The sequence below is a fragment of the Halanaerobium kushneri genome, from assembly GCF_900156285.1.
In the GTDB taxonomy this organism is placed as follows: domain Bacteria; phylum Bacillota; class Halanaerobiia; order Halanaerobiales; family Halanaerobiaceae; genus Halanaerobium; species Halanaerobium kushneri.
Map to the genome: position 1 here is coordinate 14,517 of NZ_FTNC01000008.1, position 25,652 is coordinate 40,168.

18 protein-coding genes are annotated in these 25,652 nt (G+C 34.9%); 17 read left to right on the plus strand and 1 reads right to left on the minus strand.

Features of this window, described 5'->3' with window-relative positions:
- Positions 1–65 precede the first annotated feature (65 nt).
- The 17 genes from BW929_RS06870 (at position 66) to BW929_RS06950 (ending at position 24,631) form a co-directional block, all read left to right on the plus strand.
- On the plus strand, positions 66–998 hold the full coding sequence (locus BW929_RS06870; RefSeq protein ID WP_076544635.1) for an ArsR/SmtB family transcription factor: 933 nt from the start codon (positions 66–68) through the stop codon (positions 996–998).
- Between the two features lie 239 nt (positions 999–1,237).
- Positions 1,238–2,479 (plus strand): ABC transporter substrate-binding protein, encoded by a 1,242-nt coding sequence (locus tag BW929_RS06875; RefSeq protein ID WP_076544636.1) that lies wholly within the window; start codon positions 1,238–1,240, stop codon positions 2,477–2,479.
- Between the two features lie 72 nt (positions 2,480–2,551).
- Positions 2,552–3,442, plus strand: coding sequence for a carbohydrate ABC transporter permease (locus BW929_RS06880; protein ID WP_084566117.1), 891 nt, complete (start codon positions 2,552–2,554; stop codon positions 3,440–3,442).
- Between the two features lie 2 nt (positions 3,443–3,444).
- On the plus strand, positions 3,445–4,275 hold the full coding sequence (locus BW929_RS06885; RefSeq protein WP_076544637.1) for a carbohydrate ABC transporter permease: 831 nt from the start codon (positions 3,445–3,447) through the stop codon (positions 4,273–4,275).
- Positions 4,276–4,298: 23 nt separating this feature from the next.
- Positions 4,299–6,080, plus strand: coding sequence for a glycoside hydrolase family 2 protein (locus BW929_RS06890; RefSeq protein ID WP_076544638.1), 1,782 nt, complete (start codon positions 4,299–4,301; stop codon positions 6,078–6,080).
- 297 nt (positions 6,081–6,377) lie between these two features.
- On the plus strand, positions 6,378–7,640 hold the full coding sequence (locus tag BW929_RS06895; protein ID WP_076544639.1) for an ABC transporter substrate-binding protein: 1,263 nt from the start codon (positions 6,378–6,380) through the stop codon (positions 7,638–7,640).
- 67 nt (positions 7,641–7,707) lie between these two features.
- Positions 7,708–8,598, plus strand: coding sequence for a carbohydrate ABC transporter permease (locus BW929_RS06900; RefSeq protein ID WP_076544640.1), 891 nt, complete (start codon positions 7,708–7,710; stop codon positions 8,596–8,598).
- Positions 8,599–8,601: 3 nt separating this feature from the next.
- Positions 8,602–9,435: a carbohydrate ABC transporter permease gene (locus BW929_RS06905; RefSeq protein ID WP_076544641.1), complete on the plus strand. Its 834-nt coding sequence runs from the start codon at positions 8,602–8,604 to the stop codon at positions 9,433–9,435.
- Positions 9,436–9,585: 150 nt separating this feature from the next.
- Complete coding sequence (locus tag BW929_RS06910; RefSeq protein WP_076544642.1) at positions 9,586–12,660, plus strand: glycoside hydrolase family 2; 3,075 nt, start codon at positions 9,586–9,588, stop codon at positions 12,658–12,660.
- 183 nt (positions 12,661–12,843) lie between these two features.
- Positions 12,844–13,848, plus strand: coding sequence for a LacI family DNA-binding transcriptional regulator (locus BW929_RS06915; protein WP_076544643.1), 1,005 nt, complete (start codon positions 12,844–12,846; stop codon positions 13,846–13,848).
- A 143-nt stretch (positions 13,849–13,991) separates the two neighbouring features.
- The gene (locus BW929_RS06920; protein ID WP_076544644.1) at positions 13,992–15,239 is read left to right on the plus strand and encodes an ABC transporter substrate-binding protein; all 1,248 of its coding nucleotides are present in this window, start codon (positions 13,992–13,994) and stop codon (positions 15,237–15,239) included.
- A gap of 86 nt (positions 15,240–15,325) precedes the next feature.
- Positions 15,326–16,192 (plus strand): carbohydrate ABC transporter permease, encoded by an 867-nt coding sequence (locus BW929_RS06925; RefSeq protein WP_076544645.1) that lies wholly within the window; start codon positions 15,326–15,328, stop codon positions 16,190–16,192.
- Entirely contained in the window at positions 16,192–17,034 is an 843-nt protein-coding gene (locus BW929_RS06930; protein WP_076544646.1) for a carbohydrate ABC transporter permease, read from the plus strand. The genes BW929_RS06925 and BW929_RS06930 overlap by 1 nt, the downstream gene beginning before the upstream one ends.
- Before the next feature lie 220 nt (positions 17,035–17,254).
- Positions 17,255–18,370 (plus strand): aminotransferase, encoded by a 1,116-nt coding sequence (locus BW929_RS06935; protein WP_076544647.1) that lies wholly within the window; start codon positions 17,255–17,257, stop codon positions 18,368–18,370.
- 83 nt (positions 18,371–18,453) lie between these two features.
- Positions 18,454–19,530 carry a Gfo/Idh/MocA family protein gene (locus BW929_RS06940; protein ID WP_076544648.1) on the plus strand — a complete coding sequence of 359 codons (1,077 nt, stop codon included), beginning with the start codon at positions 18,454–18,456 and terminating at the stop codon, positions 19,528–19,530.
- Positions 19,531–19,708: 178 nt separating this feature from the next.
- Entirely contained in the window at positions 19,709–23,320 is a 3,612-nt protein-coding gene (locus BW929_RS06945; RefSeq protein ID WP_076544649.1) for a 5'-nucleotidase C-terminal domain-containing protein, read from the plus strand.
- Between the two features lie 210 nt (positions 23,321–23,530).
- Positions 23,531–24,631, plus strand: a complete 1,101-nt coding sequence (locus tag BW929_RS06950) for a DUF362 domain-containing protein (protein ID WP_076544650.1) — start codon at positions 23,531–23,533, stop codon at positions 24,629–24,631.
- Between the two features lie 15 nt (positions 24,632–24,646).
- Here BW929_RS06950 and BW929_RS06955 read toward each other — a convergent pair whose 3' ends face one another.
- Positions 24,647–25,546 (minus strand): prenyltransferase, encoded by a 900-nt coding sequence (locus BW929_RS06955; protein ID WP_076544651.1) that lies wholly within the window; start codon positions 25,544–25,546, stop codon positions 24,647–24,649.
- Positions 25,547–25,652 lie beyond the last annotated feature (106 nt).

Below are 25,652 nucleotides of genomic sequence, written 5' to 3' on the forward strand. Positions count from 1 at the left end.
TATAATTGCTTTTTAATTCAATAATTGTTAAAATAAAATTATAAAAAGTAATTGGAGTGATTAAAATGAAGGGTAATATAATGGAATTAAAGGATGAAGAACAGATTATAGAGGTTTTAAAAGCCCTTGGTTCTGAGTCCAGAATGAGAATATTAGAAGTCTTACAGAATGAAGATATGAACTTAAATCAAATTTCTGAATATATAGATATGCCTGCTTCGTCTGTGACAGTTAATATTAAAAAGCTGGAAGAAGCTGGTCTAATCGAAACTGAATATAAACCTGGTAATCACGGTTCTCAAAAAATATGTCGATTGAATTATGACAAAATTTTGGTTAATTTGCCAGGAAATAGAGAATTAAAGGATAAAAATTTAATTGAAACATCAATGCCGATTGGAAACTATAAAGATTTTGAAGTGAGTCCAACCTGTGGTCTGGCTTCAGAAAAGGCAGTAATTGGTGAACTTGATGATGTTAAATCATTTCTGCATCCTGAACATATTCATGCTCAGATTCTCTGGTTCGGCAAAGGGTATGTAAAATATGTTTTCCCCAATAATCTACCTAATAATTCTCAAGCTACAAAATTAGAGCTGAGTATGGAGATCTGCTCAGAAACTTCAGATTACAATGAAGACTGGCCCTCTGATATTTCAATCTGGATTAATGGAGTTGAAATTGGTGTCTGGACCTCCCCCGGTGATTTTGGTGAAAACAGAGGTATTTTGAACCCTGATTGGTGGTATTTTGATCAGACTCAGCACGGGCTTTTAAAAATCTGGAAGGTAACAGAAGATGGAACATATATTGACGGCAATAAAATTTCAAATATAACTTTATCTGATATTAAGATTGAGAATGAAGATTTTATTGATGTCAAAATTGGAGTTAAAGAAGATGCCCGTAATGTAGGTGGGGTTAATCTTTTTGGCAAAAAATTTGGTAATTACAGACAGGATATTATGCTCAGATATAGATATAAATTCAATGATTAATAAATTAAATTAAGAAAAATTAAAATAAAAGCAGGAATTTTTAACTTTGTCTTGAATAGTAATAATAGAGCTAAATACCAGTTCAAATTTTTTAGGCGCTTTAATTCAATAATTATTAAATTAAAGCAATAATACATAAAACAAAAGGAGGGGGATATTCCAAAAAAATATTCACAATATTATTAATTAAAGTAGCAATTGGGCAAATTCTAACAACAAATTCTTAAGGGGGATTTATAATGAAGAAAAGCTTATTCTTTTTAGTTTTAGTAACTTTATTGATCGGATTTACTACATCTGCATTTGCTGAGGCTGTGACTGTTGAATACTGGAATCTTTTTGGTGGTGGAGATGCTGAGTTTATGGATGCAATTGTAGAAGAATTTAATGCTACTCATGACGACATCAATGTAGATGTAACAAGATTAGAATGGGAGGAGTATTATACAAAGTTAAAAACAGCTACCGCCAGTGGTAATGGACCTGATATTGCAATCAGTCATGTTACCAGAGTAAAAGAACTGGCAGATGAGGGTTTAATTGTTCCTTTAGCTGAACTTGGAGAAAGTGTAGGAATTAAATGGTCTGAATATAATACAAATATTTTAAATGGAGCAGAAATAGACGGCGAAATTTATGCGGTTCCTTTAGATACTCATCCTCTTGTTTATTATTACAATAAAGATTTACTTTCTGAAGCAGGACTGCTTAACGAAGATGGTACTCCTAAGATAGAAGGATCATTTAAAGATTACTTAGCAAAATTAAAGGCTGACTCTTCTGCTAAATATCCGATGACTAACTGGACTAAATTAACTGCAGAAGGACATTACAGAGTCTGGTGGAGTCTTTATAATCAGCTTGATGGCTCACCAGTTATAACCGGGAAGGAAGTTACTTTAGATAAAGAAAAGGCAGTAGAAGCCATTGATTGGATGAAAGATCTATATGATAAAGAATATTCTCCTCTGCATTCAGAGTATATGGAAAATGTAAATTTATTTAGGAATGGTGAGGCGGCTTCCTTATTAACTGGTGTCTGGATTACTGGTACTTTAGAAGAAACTGAAGGCTTAAACTTTGGTGTAATTCCTATGCCAGAGATCTTTAATAATAGATCAGTCTGGGGAGATTCTCACACTCTTGTTATCCCTTATGCTAGAGATATCGATGAAGAAAAACAAAAAGCAGCTCTGACCTTTGCTAAGTGGGCTACAGATCACGGTGAGCTCTGGGCTAAAGCAGGACATATTCCAAGTAAAAATACTGTAATTGAAAAAGAAGCATTTAGAAATATGCCTTATAGATTAGATTATGTCAAGGCGGCAGATTATGTTAAATTTGATAGTGCTGGCGCTTATACCTGGGGAATCAGAACAGAAATTACTACAGCTTTAAGTAAGGTATGGAATGATCAGATTACTGCAGGTGAAGCGGTAGATGAGGCTGTAACAGCAATTGAAAGATTAATAAGCAGATAGAATAATTAAAATTCTACACAGGCACATTAAGCTGTGTCTGTGTAGAAATCAAATTTTTAAGGAGGTCTCAATTTGAATTTATATAACGAGCTGTCTAAAAAATATCCTTTCTTAAAGGCACTGCCGTTTCTTTTGCCTTTCGCTTTAGTTTATGTAATATTTTTAATTTTTCCGATTTTTAGAGGTTTTTGGATGAGTCTTCACCGCTGGACTATGATTCGCAATATGGGATTTGTTGGGCTGGATAATTACCTTTATATGATAAAAGATCCAGCTTTCTGGGAGTCCTTAGGTAATACACTAATGTTTGTAATTCTTTCCACTCCAACAATTGTTATTGGTGGTTTAGTTTTAGCGTTATTAGCAAATCAAAAAATTAAAGGGCAGTTATTTTTGAAAATAGCTTTTTTCTTACCCTATGTATTATCAGTCGCCGTTATTTCTTCAATTATGGTCTATTTTTTTCAACCACACAGTGGACTTTTAAATGGGATTTTACAGAGTTATTTTGGAGTAGAAGAAACAATATTTTGGTTAGGAGAAGCCAATCTTGCCTGGTTTGTAATTGTTTTTGCAACCCTATGGTGGACAGTCGGATTTAATATGGTTTTATATTTAGCAGCATTACAGGATATACCGGAATCTTTTTATGAAGCAGCAGAAGTAGATGGGGCAACTAAGCTGCAGCAGCTCTTATACATTACACTACCATCCTTAAAACCGATTACCTGGGTAATAACTTTACTGCAGATCATATTTTCATTTAAGATTTTCTCACAAGTCTGGTTAATCACCGGTGGTGGACCCGGAACAGAAACCCGGCCAATAGTACAGTATATTTACGAAACTAGTTTTAAACAAAACAGCATGGGATATGGTGCAGCAATGGCTTTTGCCTTTTTTATAATTCTGGTAATTGTCTCTATGGTTCAAATATATTTACGGAATAGAAAGGAAGTGTAATAATGGAGAATAAGACTTCACCAACTACAAAAGTGCTAAAGTATTCTTTTTCTTATCTGCTGGCAGTACTCTTTATTTTTCCAATTTTATGGATGCTTTTTGCTTCTCTTAAACCTTCAGGCTATCATGTTTCAAAAATTATAGAATGGTTTTTGCCTCCATATTCTTTTGTAAATTACTCTGATGTTATCGCCCAGGCACCTGTTCTAAAATGGATGCTAAACAGTTTGATAGTATCAGCAAGTGTTACTTTGATAGTTATTATCTTTGATTCACTGGCTGCTTTTGCCCTTTCGGTAATTGATTTTAAATATAAAAATTTGGTTTTTGTTCTATTTACAATTGGTTTAATGGTGCCAACTGAAGCAAATGTTGTAGCTTTATTTGATATTGTGCAAAAATTAGGTTTGATCAATACTTATCCTGGACTGATCTTACCCAGAATTGCAATTCCTTTAGGGATCATAATTTTAAAAGAATTTTTTGATGCCATTCCGAGAGATTTAATTGACAGTGCTCGCATTGACGGCTGCGGCTTATTTAGAATTTATTATTCAATATTTATGCCGCTTTCTAAGGCAGCTATAGCCTCAATTGGAATTTTTACCTTTATTCAGGCCTGGAACGCATTCCTCTGGCCGTTTATAGCAATTATGACTAAAGAAATGTTTACTTTACCAGTTGGAGTTCCAACATTTACTGATGCTTATACACCAGATTATTCAATACCGATGACTGTTAATATGATTGCTTCTCTACCTGCAATTGCAGCTTTCTTATTATTCCAGAAGCAGATTATTCAGGGTATCAAATTTACAGGTATTAAAGGTTAAATATATAAGACAGGAGGAAAAAGATGGAGTCAAAAATACCAAGACCAGAACATCCCCGACCACAGTTTAAAAGAGAAACCTGGCAAAATTTAAATGGAGAATGGAATTTTGCTTTTGATGGGCAAAATGAGGGTGAAAAAAATAGATGGTTTAAAGCTGAAGAATTCGAAACTAAAATAATGGTTCCCTTTACTTTTGAAACTAAAGCCAGTGGAATTGCTGATCGCAGTGAACATAATTATATCTGGTATCAGAGAAAATTTAGAGTTAATGTTGAGTCTAATAAAAATGTGATTTTAAATTTTGGTGCTGTAGATTATCTAACAAAAGTCTGGATTAATGGATATTTTGTTGGAAGTCATAGTGGTGGTTATGATTCATTTGCTTTTGATATCAGTAATTTTGTTGATTATCAGGCAGAAAATAATATTGTGATAAAGGTCGAAGATTCACGTTCGAAAACTCAACCGCGCGGTAAACAAACTTATAAAGAAGAAAATTTTCTCTGCTGGTATACCCGGACAACTGGGATCTGGCAGACTGTATGGTTAGAGTATGTTGAGCAGGATTTATATTTAGAAAATATTAAGATTACTCCTGATCTTGACCAGAGAGAAGTGGAATTAGAATATAATTTTAAGGCGAGTAATTTTGCTGGTGATTATGAATTGATAACAGAAATAAAATTTGAGGGGGAACTGATTCAAAAGTTAGCCTTTAATGTTGATAGAAGAGATTATAAGTTTAAAATTTCTTTAGATGATAAAAATTCGCAAATTAAACTCTGGTCACCATCCAGACCTGATTTATATGATCTTGAGATCAAGCTTCTAAAAGATGAAAAAATATTAGATCAAGTGAGTTCTTATTTTGGAATGAGAAAGATTTCTATTGAAGATGATAAAATCTTTTTAAATAATCAGCCTCTTTATCAGAAGTTAATTCTGGACCAGGGTTACTGGCCTGATACCTTATTAACTCCACCTTCTGATCAGGCTATTAAAAGAGATATTGAGTTAACAAAAAAGATGGGCTTTAATGGGGCCCGAAAACATCAAAAAATAGAAGACGATCGCTTTTATTACTGGGCAGATAAACTCGGCCTTTTAGTCTGGGCAGAAATTGGTTCAACCTATAAATATAATGATCAGGCAGTGGAAAATTTCAGCAGTCAGTGGCTGCGGGTAGTGAAGGAATTATATAATCACCCCTCTATTATAACCTGGGTTCCTTTTAATGAGTCCTGGGGAATTGAAGCTGTTAAAACCAGTCGGAAACAGCAGAGTTTTACTGAGAGTATTTACTATCTTACCAAAAGTATTGATAACCAGCGACCTGTAATTGCCAATGATGGTTGGGAACATACAGTTTCGGATATAATTACCTTCCATGATTATGTTGAGAGCAAAGATGAATTAAAGGAGACATATCTTAAAAACTGGGAGAAGCTGCTTCAAAATAAGGAGATTTTTAATGATCAGCTTTATATTGAAGGCGGAAAGTTCATTATGGCGGATAATTATCAATATCGAGGTCAGCCGTTAATTTTTAGTGAATTTGGTGGTATAGCTTTTCAGGACGAAGAAGGCTGGGGATATGGTGAACAGGTACAGAGTCAGAGTGAGTTGATTGAGAGAATGAAAAAAATCATGGAGATAATTAGAGCAGCTGACTATTTTGAAGGCTACTGTTATACACAGCTAACTGATGTGGAGCAGGAAAAAAACGGTCTTCTGGATGAAAATAGAGTTCCCAAAATACCAGTTGAAGAAATTGTTGAATTTAACCAAATGACTGTTGAATAAAAATTTTCTCCCTTAACCTCCTGAATAAGTCGGGATGATCCCCCACAATTTTCAGGAGGTTTTGAATTTATAAAACAAAATTTTGAGAATATTATTGAAAAGTCTAATAATATATGCTAAACTACAATTGAAGTTAAAATATTTTTTTAAACTTATTTAAAACCTTTTAAGAGGCTTTAAATAAGAAAAAGAAATAACTTTAAAACGTTTTAACGAAAAGCTTTTAGCGGGGAGGTGAACTTAAGCTCTACTGAATCTGTTTATTTAGAAAAATAAAAATATCAGGAGGGAATTATTTTGAAAAAAACATTAATTATTACTTTAACTTTGATTTTTGCTCTTTCATTAACTCTTTCTGCAGCTGCGGAAGAAATTACCGTCTGGGGCTGGGGAGTTTATCCTGACACTTTAGAAGTGCTGGCAGATCGTTATGAAGAAGATCATCCGGATGCTACAATTAATGTAGAATTAATTGGTTGGGGAGACATGGTTCCTAGATTGCAGGCTGCAATGTCAGCTGGTACAGGTGGACCTGATCTGGCAACAGTAAACTTGGGTACTCATATTGCCAGTTTTGCTGAACTAGGTGGTTTAACAGATCTATCCGAATATGTTGATCCAATTTCTGATCAGTTTACAGCAGCAGCTTATGCAGGTTCAAGATATAAAGATACAACATATGGTATTCCTGCAGATATTGGTCCTTACACAATGTTCTATCGTGCAGATATCTTTAAAGAAGCAGGAGTAGATCCTGAAAGTATTAAAACCTGGGATGATTATATTGAAGCTGGTAAAAAAATTGAAGCAGAAACAGGAAGTAAAATGTTACCCTGGCCTACAACTCACTATGAACTGGGTAACTGGAATTTCGAACCTGCTTTAAGAGCTGCAGGAGGAAATTTCTTTGACAAACAGGGTAATCCAATTGTAGATAAGCTTTCTATTAATTATAAAGTAATAGAAGTTATGCAGGAAATCACAGATTCTGGTATTGGTTTAGAAGCAATTCCCTGGTCAACTCCCTGGAATGCAGCAATCCAGAATGGTGAAGTAGCAACTATCTTAGCTGGTGGCTGGTTCATTGGTAATATTACGGAAATTGCACCTGAAACATCCGGTAAGTGGAGAGTTATGCAGGCACCTAACTTTACTTCCAAGGCAGCAGGTTCAATGGGTGGTACTGCAATGGTTGTTCCTTCAAATTCTGAAAACGTAGAGCTTGCAGTTAACTTTGCTAAGTATGTCCTGGCTTCAAAAGAAGGTACAGAATTCTTATTCCAGGATGCTGGAGTAATGCCTGCTTATAGACCAATATTTGAATCAGAAGCATTCAACAAGGAAATAGAATTCTTTGGTGGTCAGAAAGTATGGCAGAAACTTGCAGAAATAAGTGAAAAAGAATTAGCTACCTGGAATGCAACACCTTATTCTACTCAGGCTTTTGGTGCAGAAGGGGCTCCAGTTAACTTACAGCTTACTAGAATTTTAACTGACAGAGTTGATCTGGACAAAGGTTTAGAAGAAGCTCAAAAAGCAATTGAAGATTTTATGGAGTAAAATAAATTAATCATTATTAAGCAGGGTCAGAATGACCCTGCTTTCTTAAAAGGATGGTGAATAATCATTGGAAGATAAAACTACCCTGCAAAAAATTAAAGAAAACCGTCATTTTTATTATTTTTTAGTTCCTTTTTTATTGTTTTTTTCTGTATTTATGTTATTTCCAATTATTTTCTCTTTTTATATGAGTCTACATGACTGGGGAGGGCTTGGTCAGGCAACTTTTATCGGAATCAGAAACTATGCACGAATTTTTACTGATTCAACTTTTCATACAGCGTTATTCAATACAATATTTATGTGGCTGACAAGTACACCTCTAATCTTAGGTTTTGCTCTGATTCTGGCAGTTATGCTGAATAAAAAAGAAGTTAAATTTTTAAAATATTTTAGAGTTGGTTATTTTATGCCTTTTGTTACCTCAACAGTTGTTGTTGGAGTTATATTTACTATTTTATTAGATAGTTCTTTTGGTCTTGTTAATTTCTTTGTTGAAAGTATTGGTTTCCAAAAGATTCCCTTTTTAACAAGTACAGCCTGGTCTAAAATTTCAATTGTGATAGTTCTTACCTGGCGCTGGGTTGGTTATAATACTATTATTATGCTGGCAGGACTGCAGAATATCCCGGAAGATTTATACGAGGCAGCAGATATAGATGGAGGAACTACCTTTCAGAAATTTTTCTATATTACCGTTCCAATGATGCGGCCTATTATCTTATTTACTTTTATTCTTTCTACTATTGGATCTTTTCAAATTTTTACCGAGCCTTATATTATGACAGGTGGAGGACCAATGCAGTCTTCTTTATCTGTGGTTCAGTATTTATATAATTCTGGTTTCCAGCAGTTTAGAATGGGTTATGCATCAGCATTATCGTATGTGTTATTTGCTATTATTTTTGTAGCCTCTTATTTTCAGATTAAAATTGGTTCTGGCGAGGAGGGAATTTAAGCAATGTTTAAAAAAGAAAATATTACTACTTATGTGTTTTATATATTATTGATCACCGGAGTACTTATTTCTTTACTCCCATTTGTCTGGATGATCACATCATCCTTTAAGACACTGGCCGAAATTTCAGAATATCCTCCCAGTTTACTGCCAGATAAAATTATGTGGAATAATTATATTGATGTATTTGACACTGTTCCTTATGGTAGAAACTTATTTAATTCTTTCTTTGTTGCTATCATGTACACTTTTTTTGGTGTTTTTATTTCGGCAACTGGTGGATATGCGCTTTCCAAATATAGAGAAGCACCTGGTAGGAAATTATTTTTTGCTGTAATTTTATCAACCATGATGATTCCGATGCAGGTTCTGGCAATACCTCTCTATATTTTAATGGCTCAGGTTGGCTGGATTAACTCCTACCCGGCCCTTATTTTACCTTTTGCAGCACAGGGATTTGGACTTTTTATGCTCAAACAGTATATTGATGGAATTCCCGATGATTTAATCGAAGCAGCAAGGATTGACGGCTGTGGAGAGTTTAGGATTTTCTTTCAAATAATTTTACCGGTTATCAAACCGGCTGTAGCTGCTCTAGGAACAATCTATTTTATGAATAATTACAACTTGTTTTTCTGGCCGTTAATTGTAACCAATAAATCAATCATGTACACAGTTCCAGTAGCTATTGCACAGCTGCAGGGTCAGCAGTTTGGAATACCACTGCATCATATTATGGCAGCGGCAACAATGTCAACTGCACCTTTAATAATTATTTTCTTATATTTCCAGAAGTATATTATTTCGGGAATTACAATGGGAGCTTTAAAAGGGTAGCTTTAGTGTGGCTTCAGCTGAATATTTGGCTGAAGCTGTATCTTTATTAGCAAATTTAATAAAAAGTTTTTTTAAGGATGAAAAAAGTTCGTCGAGAATATTAATAACTTCTGGTCTTTATTCTTTAAAAATTTAAATGAGGTGAGTTAAATGAGAGAATGGGAAAACCCGGGTATTTATGCAGTTAATAAGCGTCTTCCCCATGCAAATCGTATTTTCTTTTTAGATCAAGAAACATTAACTGATTATAATTTTAAATCATTAAATGGTGAATGGGATTTTAAATATTTATCAGATCATAATACATATCAGCAGGAGTTTTATAAAAATGAGTTCTCTACTCTTGACTGGGATCAGATTACAGTTCCTTCTAACTGGCAGCTGGAAGGATATGATCGACCCCATTATACCAATGTTAATTATCCTTTTCCTGTAGAGCCACCAAAAGTACCATCTGAAAACCCTGCCGGACTTTACCGCAGAGAGTTTTATCTGAGCCCTGATCTTGAGGGAGAACAAAATTTAATTCGTTTTGAAGGGGTAGATTCCGCCTTCTATCTCTGGCTAAATGGAGAATATATTGGTTATAGCCAGGGAAGTAGGCTGGCTGCGGAGTTTGATTTAAGCGAATATTTAAATTATGGTGGAGAGAATACACTTGCTGTTAAAGTTATTAAGTGGTCAGACGGAAGTTATCTAGAAGATCAGGATATGTGGTGGTTGAGCGGAATTTTTCGTGACGTGTATCTTTACAGCCAGCCTTTTTTTCAAATTGAGGATTTTAAAATTGAAAGCGAGTTTAAACGCAATCTGGAATTAGGAATTTTAAAATGTGATTTTGAAGTACTTTCCTATCAGGAATATATTTCTGAAGGCTCTCAGATTAAGATTGATTTGTATGATCAGGGAGTTAAAATAGCCGAAAAAAGATTAGAGCTGTCTGAATTAAAAAAGACCAGACTTAATAAATTCAAAACTGAGCTGGAAGTTACAGAGCCAGTGCCCTGGTCAGCCGAAAATCCATATTTATATCAGCTTGAGATTAGATTGTTAAATCCAGCAGGAGAAAAAATTCAAACCGTCAGGCAGAAGGTGGCATTTAGAACAGTAGAAATTAAAAATGCTCAACTTTTAGTTAATGGTCAGGCAGTTATGATTAGAGGAGTTAATCGTCATGATTTTGATCCGGATCTTGGTAGAACTGTAAGCCGCGAAAAAATGGAAGAAGACATTTTATTAATGAAAAAACATAATATTAACGCGGTCAGAACAGCTCACTATCCAAATCATCCTTATTTTTACGAGCTTTGCGATAAATATGGACTTTATGTTCTAGCTGAAACAGATATAGAGTGTCATGGGATGGAACCTGTTGGACGCTGGGATGAACTGGCTGAATCTGAAGACTGGCGAGGAGCTTTTCTGGATCGTATGGAAAGAATGGTTGAACATTATAAAAATCATCCTTCAATAATTATCTGGTCTCTGGGTAATGAATCAGGATTTGGTGATAATCATCGTAAAATGGCAGAACTAACCCGTCGTCTTGATCCAACAAGGCCAATTCACTATGAGGGTGATCGCAAACAGGAAATTGCAGATATTATTGGCCCCATGTATCCTTCAATAGATCAAACTGCAGAACTTGCCCAAAAACAGGAGAAACCTGTAATTTTATGTGAATATGCTCATGCAATGGGTAATGGTCCTGGGGAATTAAAAGAATACTGGGATGTTTTTTATGAATATCCTTCTGCTCAGGGTGGATTTATCTGGGACTGGTTGGATCAGGGAATTGCTGTTGAAAATTCTGCTGGAGAGATTTGTTATACTTATGGTGGAGATTTTGGGGATCAGCCAAATGATAAGAATTTTAATATTAATGGTCTGGTCTTTCCCGATAGAACTCCTTCTCCCGGCTTAACTGAATATAAATATATAATGGCTCCCTTTAAAATTAAGGATTTTGATTTTAAAGCTGGCAAAGTTAAAATAGAAAATCAATTTAATTTTATTGATAGTTCAGATTACAGGCTGAATTGGGAGGTTAAAACAGCCGGACTGGTAATTGAAAGTGGAAGTCAGGATTTTACACTCCGGGCCGGAGATACTCAAGATTTTAAAGTTGAGGGACTGCGACTTAGTGATTTAGAACTAATTATTGAAGAAAAGGGAATTGAGATCGAATCTGCGCTTCCAGTAGATAGTTATCTAAACTTTTCTATAGTTTTAAAGAACAGTCAAAGCTGGGCTGCAGCCGGACATGAGATTACATTTAAACAATTTAAACTTCCCTATATTTTCGATAGTTTATATCATCCAGCTCAAAAGCATTTAAAAAATAAGAGCCTTAGTATAAACGAAAATGATCTATATTTAAAAGTTAAAGGAGACCAATTTAGTATTTTCTTTGATAAAGGCACCGGTAAACTTAGTGAGTATATCTATCGTGGTAAAAGTCTGATTGAAAAAGGACCTGAACTGAGTTTCTGGCGAGCTCCGATAGATAATGATAATACTGATATTACTTATAATTACACTGCTGAGTGGAAGAAACAGGGTATTGATAAATTAAGGCAGCGTCTGGATGAATTAAAAATTGTGGAAACTAAAGCTAATTATATAGTAATTAAAAGTCGGTTTACAATTGGACCTGCAGCAAAGGATTTACTTATCAAGGCAGAACTTAATTATAAGATCTATAATAATGGTGAGGTTGAGCTCGACACAGCAGGGGAATTTGCTGATCAAAAAGAATATTCTCTGCCCAGGATTGCTCTGGAACTTGAATTAAGTCAGGATTTAGAGACTGTAAGTTGGTTTGGTAGAGGACCGGGCGAATCTTATCCTGATAGCAAAAGAGCTGCTTATATCGATCTTTTTACTAAAAAAATTGGTGAGCTGCATACTCCCTATGTTTATCCTCAGGATAATGGTAATCGTTCTGAAAATAAATGGTTGCAGTTTAAAAATAGAGTTGGAGCAGGAATAAACTTTTATAACTCCAGAGAATTTGATTTTACTGCTCACTGTTACAGCAAAGGAGATCTTGAGCTAGCTCAACATGACTGTGAACTTCCATTTAGAGATGAAATCTATCTGGAGTTAATTCATAAAAATCGAGGTCTGGGTAGTACCTCCTGTGGCCCCAGATCCTTAAAAAAATACGAATTAAAAGTAAAAGAATTTGAATTCCAGATTAGGTTCAAAGGGCTTGATTATTAAAAATATATTTTTCTGTACCCGGTACAAATTGCAATTTGTACCGGGTTAAACATATAAATCACACAAATGACATTAGTAACAGATACTCAAATGATAAAATTTTGAATTTAATCTTGCAAATTGTATGAAAATTTGTTATTATGTAAATATGTTAATTTAAACGTTTTAAAAGAGGGAGATTATATGGCTGTAACTTTAAATGATATTGCTAGAAAAGCAGGTGTTTCGCTGGCAACTGTTTCACTTGCACTTAACGGCAGTGATAAGGTTAATAAAGATACTAAAATAAGGATCAAAGAAATAGCAGATCAACTTAATTACGTGCCCAATGCCAGAGCTCGAGCTCTGGTCAAGAAGTCAACTAAAACTATTGGACTGGTAATTCCCGAAGTTGTTAACCCGTTTTTTGCAGAACTGGCACAATCAATTAAAGATTATGTGCGCAGCCAGAATTTTAATGTAATCTTATGCAGTACTGATTATGAAAGTGAAGAAGAGCTGCGTTACATTAATATGTTTCGTTCTGGCCAGGTTGATGGAGCAATTTTTGCCTGTGTGGGTGATATGATGGCTCAGCACAATGATCTGATTATTAAACTGGTAGAAGAGAATATACCTGTTGTTTATGTAGATCGCGATGGTGTTGACCATGATTTAATTCCAGTTGTTAAAAGTGATGTTTATCATGCGGCTTATCAAGCTGCAGATTATTTAATTTCACTGGGGCATCAAGAGCTTGCTTTTGCCGGTCAGAGTGTAGAAAGATTAAATGGGTTTAAAAGTGCATTAATGAAACATGGTCTAAACTTAAAAGAAGAAAATATTTATTATGATTATTTGAAAATGGAAGGTGGCTATACTGTTGGTGAGAAAATAGCTGCTCGAGAAAATAAACCAGAAGCTGTGGTCTGTCTAAATGATGAGATGGCAATTGGTGTTATTCAGGCATTAATTGCTGAAAAAGTTAAAGTTCCGGCCGAGATATCGGTTATTGGGATTGATAATATTAAAATGGCTAATTTTTATAATCCTTCTCTAACTACAGTTAATATACCTGTTAGTCAGATGGGAGAAAAGGCAGCTGAAATTTTGTTAAAAAGAATTTCTGGTCAATCTTTAAGTCCCAGAGAAAAGTTTTTTATCTTTCCTACAGAATTAGTGATAAGAGATTCTAGTCGGAAAGCTTAAAATAAATCTAACTTTCGACAAAAAACTCAAAAAGGTGCAAGTACCTGGTACCTGTAGTTTTTTGTCGAAAAAAGGAGGGGATATTTAAATTTAATTTAAAACGTTTAAATTGGTTTTAAAAATCAAAAGGGGGTTATTTTTTAATGAATTTTAAGAATCTTTCACTTATTGTAATTACTCTGTTAATGGTTATGGTACTGTCTTTTTCTGCAGCAGCTCAGGACACTCTTGTAGTTAATACTTATACCAGTGATCCGGCACCGAGAAAAGCAATGAAAGAGCTCGTTGCTCAGTATGAAGAAATGAATCCTGATGTTGATGTAGAACTTAACATAACAGCTCACGAAGATTTTAAACAGGCAATTAGAGTCTGGTTAACTTCGGACAATCCACCTGATGTATTTAGCTGGTTTGCAGGTAATAGAGCCGGTTATTTTGTTGATAGAGGTCTGGTTATGGATATTACCGATGTCTGGGAAGAAGAAAACTTTTATGAGAAATTCCCAAAGGCATTTCAGAGTATCAGCGTTTATGATGGCAAAGCTTACTTTTTACCTCATAACTACTACTGGTGGTCTGTATTTTACAGAGAATCGATTTTTGAAGAGTATGGTTTAGAAGAGCCACAAACCTGGGATGAATTCCTGGAAGTTGGAGAAACATTAAAGGAAAATGGCATTACTCCATTTGCTATTGGAACTAAGTTTCGCTGGACTGCAGCCGCTTTTTTTGACTATTTTGATATGCGCATCAATGGTGCGAAATTCCATAAAGACTTAATGGCGGGAAAAATTCCATTTACTGATGATAGAGTTGCTGATGTTTTCGAAAAGTGGAAATATTTAATTGAAAATGACTATTTTATTGAAAATGCTGCTGCTTATTCCTGGCAGGAAGCTCTACAATTTCTAAATAGTGGTGATGCAGCAATGTATCTAATGGGACAGTTTATTTTAGATGCAACTTCTGAAGAAGTAAGTAAAGATCTTGATTTCTTCCGTTTTCCAATTATAGATAAAGAAGTCCCTGTTGCTGAAGATCTACCTACAGATGGTTTTATGATTCCTAAAAAAGCTCCTCATCCAGAACTGGCAAAAGACTTTATTGCCTTCCTGGGATCAGTAGAAGGGCAGCGTTTATTTGCTGAAGACTTAGGTAGACTGGTAACAAATAAAAATATGGATGCTGAGGTATATGATGGTTTAACTCTTAAGGGTAGAGAAATGATTGATAATACTGATGAACTAGCTCAGTTTTATGATCGTGATATGGATCCTGAATTAGCTGATAAGACAATGGATTCCTTAATGGCTTTCTGGTATGCACCTGAAAATTACAGAAATATTATGGAAGAAATGGAAGCACATCGTCAGAATTTTATTAATGACTAATTATCAGTAATTAAAGGATTTATTTATTGAGATCTCACCTGTGGGGTCATTAAACCTCACAGGTGATAATTTTTGGAGGTGTTAATTTGAAAAGAAAATATATACCCTGGGCTTTTTTATCTATACCTTTAACATTTTATTCTATCTGGGTTATTGGACCGACAATTTATACAATGTATTTGAGTTTAACTGAGTGGGATGGAATGACCGCTCCTGAGTTTCAGGGGATAGATAATTATCTTAAGTTATTCAATGATCCTATTTTTTATACTTCTTTAGTAAATAATATTAAATGGCTGGTCATATTTATGGCGATACCAGTTGTAGTAGGACTCTTTTTAGCAATTTTATTAAGCAAAGAAATTAAATGGGCAAGAGGGTATAAGGCAGCAATTTATTCGCCAATGATTTTGGCTCCGGTTGTTATCGGGTTAATCTGGTCCTGGATTTACCAACCTCAGGGTGGACTTTTAAATAATACTCTTACTTATATAGGACTGGAAGGATTAACCAGAGGCTGGCTGAGTAATCCCAATACTGCTCTATATGCAGTTATTGGAGCTGCAGTCTGGCGGCATACAGGTTATGTAATGCTGCTTTTTTTATCAGGGCTTACAGCTATTTCACCTACAGTTATTGAAGCATCAAGAATTGACGGAGCTTCAGCCTGGCAGAGATTTAGATATATAATTTTACCGCTTTTAAAACCGACAACGGTAATCGTAATTGTAATTACAATGATACAGTCACTGAGAGCTTTTGATTTTGTCAGCATGATGACTAGAGGTGGACCATTTAATTCCACTAATGTTTTGGCACATTATATGTACACTGAAGCCTTTAAAAATTATAATATGGGATATGGAGCTTCGATTGCAGTAGTATTATTTGCAATTATGTTTATTTTTATTGTTATGTATTTACGTCAGATTAGGAAGGGAGAGCTGGAATAATGGAATTAAGTTTACATCAGAAAAAAAGAATAAGGCAGGGAATAATCTTTATGGCGCTGCTAATTTTTACGATAGTCTGGCTCTTACCTGTATTTGGAGCAGTTTTAACTTCAATTAGAACAATGGATGATATAATGGACAATGGGTTCTGGAGTCTGCCGGAAGCGGTGACTTTTAAAAACTTTGCTACTGCCTGGTCAGAGGGCAATCTAAATACATACTTAAAAAACAGTTTCATTATTACTATTCCGTCTCTAATTGGTACTCTTGCTCTATCTTCTCTGGTTGGTTTTGCTCTGGCTAAATATAAATTTAAAGGTAATATGTTTATCTATTTGATGTTTGTTGCAGGAATGCTGATTCCTTTTCAGATACTTTTAATACCAGTTTTTAGACTAAGTAATTATCTTGGTATTTATAATAATTATTGGGGACTGATAATGATTCATACAGTTTTTCAAATGGGATTTTGTTCTTTCTTCTTGAGAAATTATATGATAACTATTCCGGAGGAATTATCTGAGGCAGCCAGAATAGATGGGGCTTCTGAGTTTAAAATATTTTATAAAATATATCTTCCCCTCTCTCTACCTGCTATAGCAGCTCTGGCAACTCTGGAGTTTACCTGGATTTTTAATGACTATATCTGGGCTCTAGTATTATTGAGAGATGACAGATTAAAACCTGTAACAGCTGGTCTGGCAACTCTTCAGGGTAATTTTATTACCTCCTGGAGTGTGTTAGTGGCAGGAGCAATTCTGGCAACTATTCCAACTGTGGTAGTTTTTGTTTTCCTACAGAAATACTTTATCCGTGGCCTGACAATGGGTTCTGGGAAGTAATTTCTGGTTACAGCTATCTGGAAGTAAAGTGAGTTTAACAAAATTAATATGGTAAATAATTTTTTTACCTCCCTTATAAGCGAAAAGCTCTACTGGATTTAATTCAGTGGAGTTTTTCTTTTTTATCTGTTAAAATAAATGTTATAGATTGGTATCAGGCAAAAGATGGCTGTTTTGCAGCAGAGATATAGAAAATAATTCATAAAACGGAGGGGAGAAAATGAAAATAGCGCCATTTAAAGTAGAAGAGTGGATGAACGAGTATGAGATGGATGCTAAATATAATATCGCAGAAACCTGTGTTGAATCAATGACAGTTGAGGAATTGCTTAGTTTTAGTGATAATCCTGAGGCAAAGCTTACCGAGATTAGAAAAATGCAGCTCACATATGGAGATATTAAGGGCTCAGAGGCTTTCAAAAAAGGCGTGAGTAGTCTTTATCAGAGTATTGAAGTAGAAAATATTTTACCTTCACATGGAGCCATTGGAGCCAATTTTTTATTATTATATTCTTTGGTTGAGGCTGGAGATGAGGTTGTTTCGGTATTTCCTACCTATCAGCAGCTTTATTCTATTCCAGAATCTTTTGGGGCAGAAGTAAAGAAATTAGAACTTAAATATGAGGCTGGTTTTTTACCTGACTTAGAAGAATTAGCATCAATGGTTAGTAAGAAAACTAAGCTGATTGCAATTAATAACCCCAATAATCCTTCGGGAGTGGCCATGGAAAAGGAAATCTTGAATAAAATTGTAGAGATTGCCCGTTCCGCTGATGCCTACATATTAGCAGATGAGGTTTATCGAGGCTTTGATCTGGGCGAGAAAATCCCATCAGTTGCTGATCTTTATGAAAAAGGAATCAGTGTTGGCAGTATGTCAAAAGTTTTTTCTCTAGCTGGATTAAGAATGGGATGGGTTGCTGGTCCTAAAGAAGTAGTTGAACTCTGCCAGCTGCACAGAGATTATACCACAATTTCGAATGGAATGATTGCTGATTATCTGTCTGTAATTGCTCTCGAAAATAAGAAGGAAATTTTACAGAGAAATCTCTTAAAGGTGAAAAAACAGCTGCAGATTCTGGATGACTGGGTGCACAAAGAAGAATTAATTGATTATATTAAACCAAATGGAGGAACCACAGCCTTTTTAAAGTTCAAGTTAGATATTGGATCTGAAGAATTGGCAAAAAGATTGTTTAAAGAAAAAGGAGTACTTGTTGTTCCAGGAACCGCCTTTGGTAGAGAAAATTTTTTGAGAATTGGTTTTGCGGGCAATGAACAGGAGCTAAAAGAAGGATTAGCTTTATTAAAAGATTTTCTTTCAGAAAATAGATAGTTTGAAATGATATTTCATTTACAAATTTCTTTTAAAAGCAGTACTTATAATTTTTAATTAAAACTTTAGAGAAGGTGAAAAATTTGAATTCAAAAATTAGCTTTGCAGTAATAGGAATTGGCTGGCGAGCAGAATTTTACTTAAGAATTGCTAGAGCATTACCAGATCAATTTGAGCTAGTTGGAGTAGTTAGCAGTAGAAGAAATAAAAGAAAAGAGATTGAAGATAAGTGGAATTTTAAGGCCTATTCCTCAATAGAAAATTTACTTGCTGCTGAAAGACCGGATTTTGTTGTGCTTTCGATCAGTAAAAACGCTGCAGCTGAGGTGATTTTAAAATTGTCAGATTATGAAATACCTATTTTAGCTGAAACTCCTCCTGCAGATAACCTAAAAGATTTAATTAAATTAAATAAAGTTTTAGCTTCTAATTATCCTATTCAGATTGCTGAACAATATCATCTCCAGCCACTTAACCAGGCGATTCTAAAACTTGTGGATTCTGGTAAACTGGGTAAAATTAATTATGCTAAAATTTCTATCAGCCACGGTTATCATGCAGTTAGTCTGATGAGAAAGGCTCTGGGGATTAAATTTGAAACCGCTGAAATTGAGGCCAGATTTTTTGAAAATCAAATTGTTAAAGGTCCGGGACGTTCAGGTTATCCGTCAAAAAAGGAAATTGTCAATAGACAGCATGAGTTTGCTTTTTTAAATTTTGGCGACAGGTTGGGAGTCTATGATTTTGAACGTAATCAGCATCGGTCCTGGATTAGATCAAATGAAATTTTGATTAGAGGAACTGAAGGTGAAATTAGGAATTCAACTTTAAGTTATTTAAAAGATTTTAAAACCCCTGTTGAGTTAGAATTAAAGCGGCAGGATGCCGGAATTAATCAAAATCTGGAAGGGTTTCATCTTAAAGGTATTACCTGTGGAGGTGAATGGCTTTATCAAAATCCTTTTCTTCCCGCTCGCTTTTCAGATGATGAGATAGCAGTTGCTACAACTTTGATCAGAATGAAAGATTATCTAGATAATGACAGGGAATTTTACTCTCTGGCAGAGGCATCTCAGGATCAATATCTTGCTTTGAAAATAATTGATTCTGCAGCAGAGGATAAGAAAATTTTTGCAGAAAGCCAGCCCTGGGCCAATTAAAATTAATTTTAATTAAATATTTTGCAAATAATTTAACTCCTGCTAAAATTTCAAGCAGGAGTTCTTTGTTTTGTGTAGAATATATTAAATAATAGAAGAAATAGCAAAATTTAACGCTTTAACTCACAAAAGTGAGAATATTGCTATTTTTAACAAAACTAAAGGGGAGGAATTTATATTGTTTATTAAGAAGAAAAAGTTAATGCTGACAGTAATTTTGGCTTTGAGTTTTGTTATGCTCATTGGAGGAATTATTTCGGCAAAAGAATTAACGGTTATTGCTACCAGTGATATTCATGGTGCGATTTATCCCTGGTCCTATAAAATTGGCGAACCTGATGATATAGGAATTGCCAAAGTTGCTTCGATGGTCAAAGAAGCAAAAGCTGAAAATCCCAATGTTATTTTATTGGATGCAGGGGATACTATTCAGGGTAATACTCTAACTTCACTTTTTAAAGATCGTAGAGATGTAGTTCATCCAATGATGAAAGTAATGAATCATATGGGTTACAGTGCTATGACTCTGGGTAATCATGAGTTTAACTTTGGACTCGAAACTCAGCAGGAAATTTTAGCTGATGCTGAATTCCCAATTTTATCTGCTAATACAATAGTTAAGGAAACCGGAGAGACTTTCGCAAAACCTTATACTATTAAAGAGATTGACGGGATAAAGGTAGGTATTCTGGGTTTAACTACCCCCAATATTCCTATTTGGGATGGTGACAAAGTAGAATCTTTAGAATTTAAAGATATGGATCAAGTTGCTGCAGAGTATATTCCAGAATTAGAAGAAAAAGCTGATGTAATTATTGCCTTAGTCCATGCTGGTCTGGAAGGACGCCATGATAAAAGCGGTGGCGACAAAGCCAGTAAAATTGCAGAAAACAATCCGGAAATTGATTTAATGATTACCGCTCATGACCATGAAACTGTTAATGAAGTTATAAATGGTGTTTTAGTAATGGCCTCATCCGATGCTGCTGAACAGGCTTCTAAAATTAAAATGACTCTATCCCAGCAGAACGGTAAATGGGTTGTTGACAGTAAGGAAGGTACTCACTTAGAGGCCGAAGATTATGAAGCTGATCCAGAAACTTTAGCAGTTGCTGAACCATACCATAATGAAGTTGTAGAATATGTAAATACACCTATTGGTTATGCAACTGGAGATTTTACTCCAGAAGATCCAGTAGAAGGTATTCCTGCAGCTCAGGTTCAGGATACTGCAGTTCTTGATTTAATTAACAGAGTTCAGCTAGAAAATACAGGTGCTGATATTTCTTCCGCAGCTTTATTTGTTGCTGATTCTACTATCGATCAGGGACCTGTTTCAATTAAAGATGCAGCCCGAATCTATAAATACAGCAATACTCTGTATGCTGTTGAAATTACAGGTGAAGAATTGAAAAACTATTTAGAGTCAACAGCTGCATATTATAATACCTATCAACCTGGAGATATAACAATTAGTTTTGATCCGGAAATTAGGGGCTACAGTTATGATATGTTCCAGGGAATTGACTACAAAATAGATATTTCTGAGCCGGTAGGAAATAGAATAAAAGATTTAATGTATCAAGGTGAGCCGGTAAGAGATGATCAGACCTTTAAACTGGCTTTAAATAATTATCGTTACAGTGGTTTAAGTTCTGATGGTATTATTTCTAATGACCCTTACTATAAATCAGAAGAGGGAATTAGAGAAATGATAATTGAATATATCGACCAAAAAGAAGAAATTAAGCCATTAGTTGATCATAACTGGGAGATCATTGGTGCTGATTTAGATCATCCAAATAAGGAAGAGGCTATTTCTTTAATTAATAATGATGTTTTAGAAATACCTTCTGTTAATCGTTCCTGGAATGCTAAAAGTATTAATTTAGAAGACAAACTGACCAAAATGGATTTAGCCAAAGCTTTAGTTCGAATGTTTAATTATGACATTCCAGCAAAAGTTGAAGAGCCAACCTTTAAAGGACTTGAAGGTGAGGATTTAGCTTATGCAGAAGCAGCCCTAATGGCAGGTTTTGTAGAAGAGAATAATGGTGATTTTGAGGCAGATAAAGTTCTGAGTCGTCAGGAAGCTGCAATTATGTTGATTGAAGCAATGAGAGTTGCAGATGAAGCTAACCCTGCTGTTTTAGATAAATTTACAGACAAAGCAAAATTAACTAGAAAACTTGGAGATAAAGATAAGGTTGCTTTAGCTGTTGAGATGGGCCTTTTAGTTGGAAGAGGAGATAATACTCTAGCTCCACAGGAAGCGATGGATTTTGGAGAAATGGCTGCAATGTTAACAAGAGTTCAGCAGAAATACAAACAGATAGATGTATTATCAACAAATGATTTCCATGGGAAAGTTGAGGCTGGCTATGAAGCTGGCGCAGCTAAGTTGATGGGTGCAATTGAACATTATCGCGGTGCTAACCGTAAAGGTACTATTTTAGTTGATGCTGGAGACGCCTATCAGGGTACTCCAATTTCTAGCTTAAATGATGCTCAACCAGTAATTGAATTTATGAATGAAGCTCGCTATGTAGCTCAGGCAGTTGGTAATCACGAATTCGACTGGGGAATTGATGAATTAAAGAGAATTAACAAGGAAACTTATTTTCCAATGCTGGCAGCTAATATAGTCAATAAAGATACAGGTGAATTAGTTGACTGGGCTCAGCCAACCCGAATGATACCTGCTAATGGGGTTAAAATTGGTTTGATTGGAATTTCAACTCCAGATACTAAAGGTACAACAATGCCGTCCAATATTGCTAATCTAGAATTTACTGATCCAGCAGCTGCTATTGAAAAATATAGTGCTCGTTTACGAGAAAAAGGAGCTGAATTAATAATTGTTGTTGGTCATCTGCCAGGAACAACTGATTATGATAGTGGTCAGGTAAGTGGAGAATTAGTTGAGACAGCTAAAAAAGTCGATGTTGCCGGCATAGTTGGTGGTCATAGTCATCACACCGTAACAGCTGTTGTAAATGGTAATCCTATAGTTGAAGCTTATAAACATGGACGTGAACTTGGAAACTTAAGATTCTTTATTAATAAGGATAGCGGCAGGGTTTATAAGGCAGTGCCAATGAGTCATCCTGTGCGTAAAAGTGTTATGAAAATCGAAGAAAATGAAGAAATAGCTCAAATGGTAAGAAAATATCAAAAAGAACTTGAGCCAATTATGTCAGAAGTTTTAATTGAAACTGATCAGAAATTAGTTAGCAGCTATGACACTATTTCTAAGGTTGGTGCTCTGGCTACAGATGCAATGGCTAAAGAAGTAGAAGCAGATATTGCCTTCCAGAATCCTGGTGGATTAAGAATAGATCTACCGAAAGGTGCGGTTAATGTCGGTCATATCTACGAACTTCTGCCATTTGGAAATACAATTGTAACTGGAGAAATGACCGGTGAGCAGATTATTTCAATTCTGGAGCAGAGCCTTACTTTAGATAAGGGTATGATGCAGCATTCTGGCTTAAAGGTTGAATATGATGCCGACCAACCTAAATATGAAAGAGTAGTTTCTGTAACTCTTTCTGATGGAACTCCTTTAAAGATGGATCAGAAATATACAGTAGCTACTAATAACTTCTTAGCTGAGGGTGGGGATGGATTTGCTACCTTTAAGGAAGTTGATTTTACAGAAAGCTACATTAAAGTAAGAGATGCTCTAATCGATCACCTACGTCAGCTGGAGGAAATTAAAGTTGATCCAGCTTCAAGAGTAACTGAGGTTGATCAGTCTGCAGTATTACAAATTAGATATGCAGCTTAAACAAGCTCAGAGTAAAAAGGAGAACTTAAGATTAAGCTGAGAAAATTAAAATAATTTAATAATTAACTCAGTTTATTGGGAGGGCAGTGTTCCGATTAAAGGAATGCTGTCCTTTTTTAGCTTAGATATTTTTATTTTTTTGTAATGAAATTTATCACTTGAATATGACTTAAAAAGTAATATAATAGACTTATAAGTGGGGTGGAGTTAATGCAAAAAAATCAGATCATGATTAGTTATGGTGATCAGTCTAAAAAAATGGTAAAGGAATTGCTCAAAGAAATAAAAGTAGAAACCGGGCTTAGACAGAATGATTTAATTGCTCTTAAACCAAATTTAATTAATCCAACAAAATCAAGTCAGGGAGCAACAACTGATCCAGAAATTGTAGCTGGATGTATTGAATATTTTAGAGAACGAGGCTTTAATAATTTAATGATTATCGAGGGGTCCTGGGTAGGAGCTGATACAGAGAGGGCTTTTGAAGTTTGCGGTTATAAAGAGCTGTCTCAAAAATATGATATACCTTTATATAATTTAAAAAAAGATAATTTTATCAAAAAAAGTTATCAGCAGCTGGAAATTGAAATAGCTGAAAAAGCACTTGAAGCCGACTATTTGATAAATTTCCCTGTGCTGAAGGGCCACTGTCAGACCAGGATTACCTGTGCCTTAAAAAATCTAAAGGGATGTATTTCTGATTCTGAAAAAAGAAAATTTCACCGTCATGGTCTACATAGACCGATTGCTTATTTAAACAAACTATTGAAACAGGATTTAATAATAGTCGATGGTATCTATGGTGATCTTGATTTTGAAGAGGGGGGTAACCCAGTTAAAATGAATAGAATCATTGCTGCTCAGGATCCGGTTTTAGTAGATGCCTATGCAGCTAATTTAATGGGCTATTCCATTCGGGATATTGAATATATTGAAATTGCAGATCAAATTGGGGTGGGGAGTAAAGATTTATCAAGTTCAGAAATAATTGAGCTCAACCAGGATCGGGAAACAGATATAACTTATTCTTCTGGTAAAATAAAAAAACTGACAGCTAAGGTAAAAGCTAAAAAAGCCTGCTCAGCCTGTTATGGGAATTTAATCCATGCTTTAAAGAGAATAGAAGAAACAGGTCAATTAGACAAAATAGCAGGATTTATTAAAATAGGCCAGGGTTATCAGGGAGAAAAATTATTCGGAATAGGAATTGGTAGCTGCTGCAGTGGAGCAGATGGCTTTGTTAAAGGCTGTCCACCATCTGCCAGAGATACTCTTGATTTTTTAGCAGAAAATTATAATATTAGAGTCTAAATTTCTGCGGGTGATTTAAGTTAAAAATAGGGCCAGCAGCTGAATCAGGCCAAAACTGAGATGAAGCTGATTGGTTATAGGTACACCTTTTTTTTCAGCTTTTGCAACATTTTGATAGGCTTTTAATGCCAGTGGAATTGTTAGCAGAGAAAAAAGTGCTGTTACAGGATAAAAACCAAATATTACAAAAAGAATAGTTAAAAGATAGGAGCTGCTGAGAAGAATTATATAAATAATTTTAGCTTTTTTAAATCCAATTCGAACAGTTAAAGTCTTGATTCCCAATAAACTATCACGCTCAAAATCTCTAAGTTCATTACTCAGCATCAAAACAGGAATCAAAAGACTGATTGGCAGACCAAGCAATATCGGTCTCCAGGAATAGTGATGAGTAAAAGCAATGTGGGTTCCCATGACCATCAGAGGCCCCATCAGGACAAAAGATAGTGGTGTGCCCAGACCTCTCTTTTTATAAACAATTGGTTCTCCTGTATAAGCATAGCCGCCAATAATACCTAAAACACCAATTAAAATTAACTTCTGGGTAGTAATCGAAATAATATAAAGTCCCAGCAGGGCGGTAATTAGAAAAGATAAAATTCCCAGCAGAAAAATTAGAATAGAAAAAGAGCTTCTTTTTTTACCAAGGAAATTATATTTTTTCCCCTCAATAAAGTGGATATTTTTATATTCACATTCAAAATAATCATTGATAAAATTAGTTCCGGTCTGAACAAAAAGTCCGGCAGTAGTTACTAAAAATATCAGTTTGAGGTCATAATTTATGTTGCCACTGAATAATTTCCCTTCAAGGTGAGCTACAGCCATTCCAAGAGTTGTCGAGTAGAAAGCAAGGGTTAAAGAAAGGGGACGGGAAGCTTTCCAGATTTCTTTGATAAATTTAATTTTATTCAAGTTAAAACTTCCTTTCGTTATTTTTTGAACATATATATTATTACATAATAATGGCTGAGATGCAAAAAGAATGGAATAAAGCTTTAAAATTTGAACAAAAAATTAT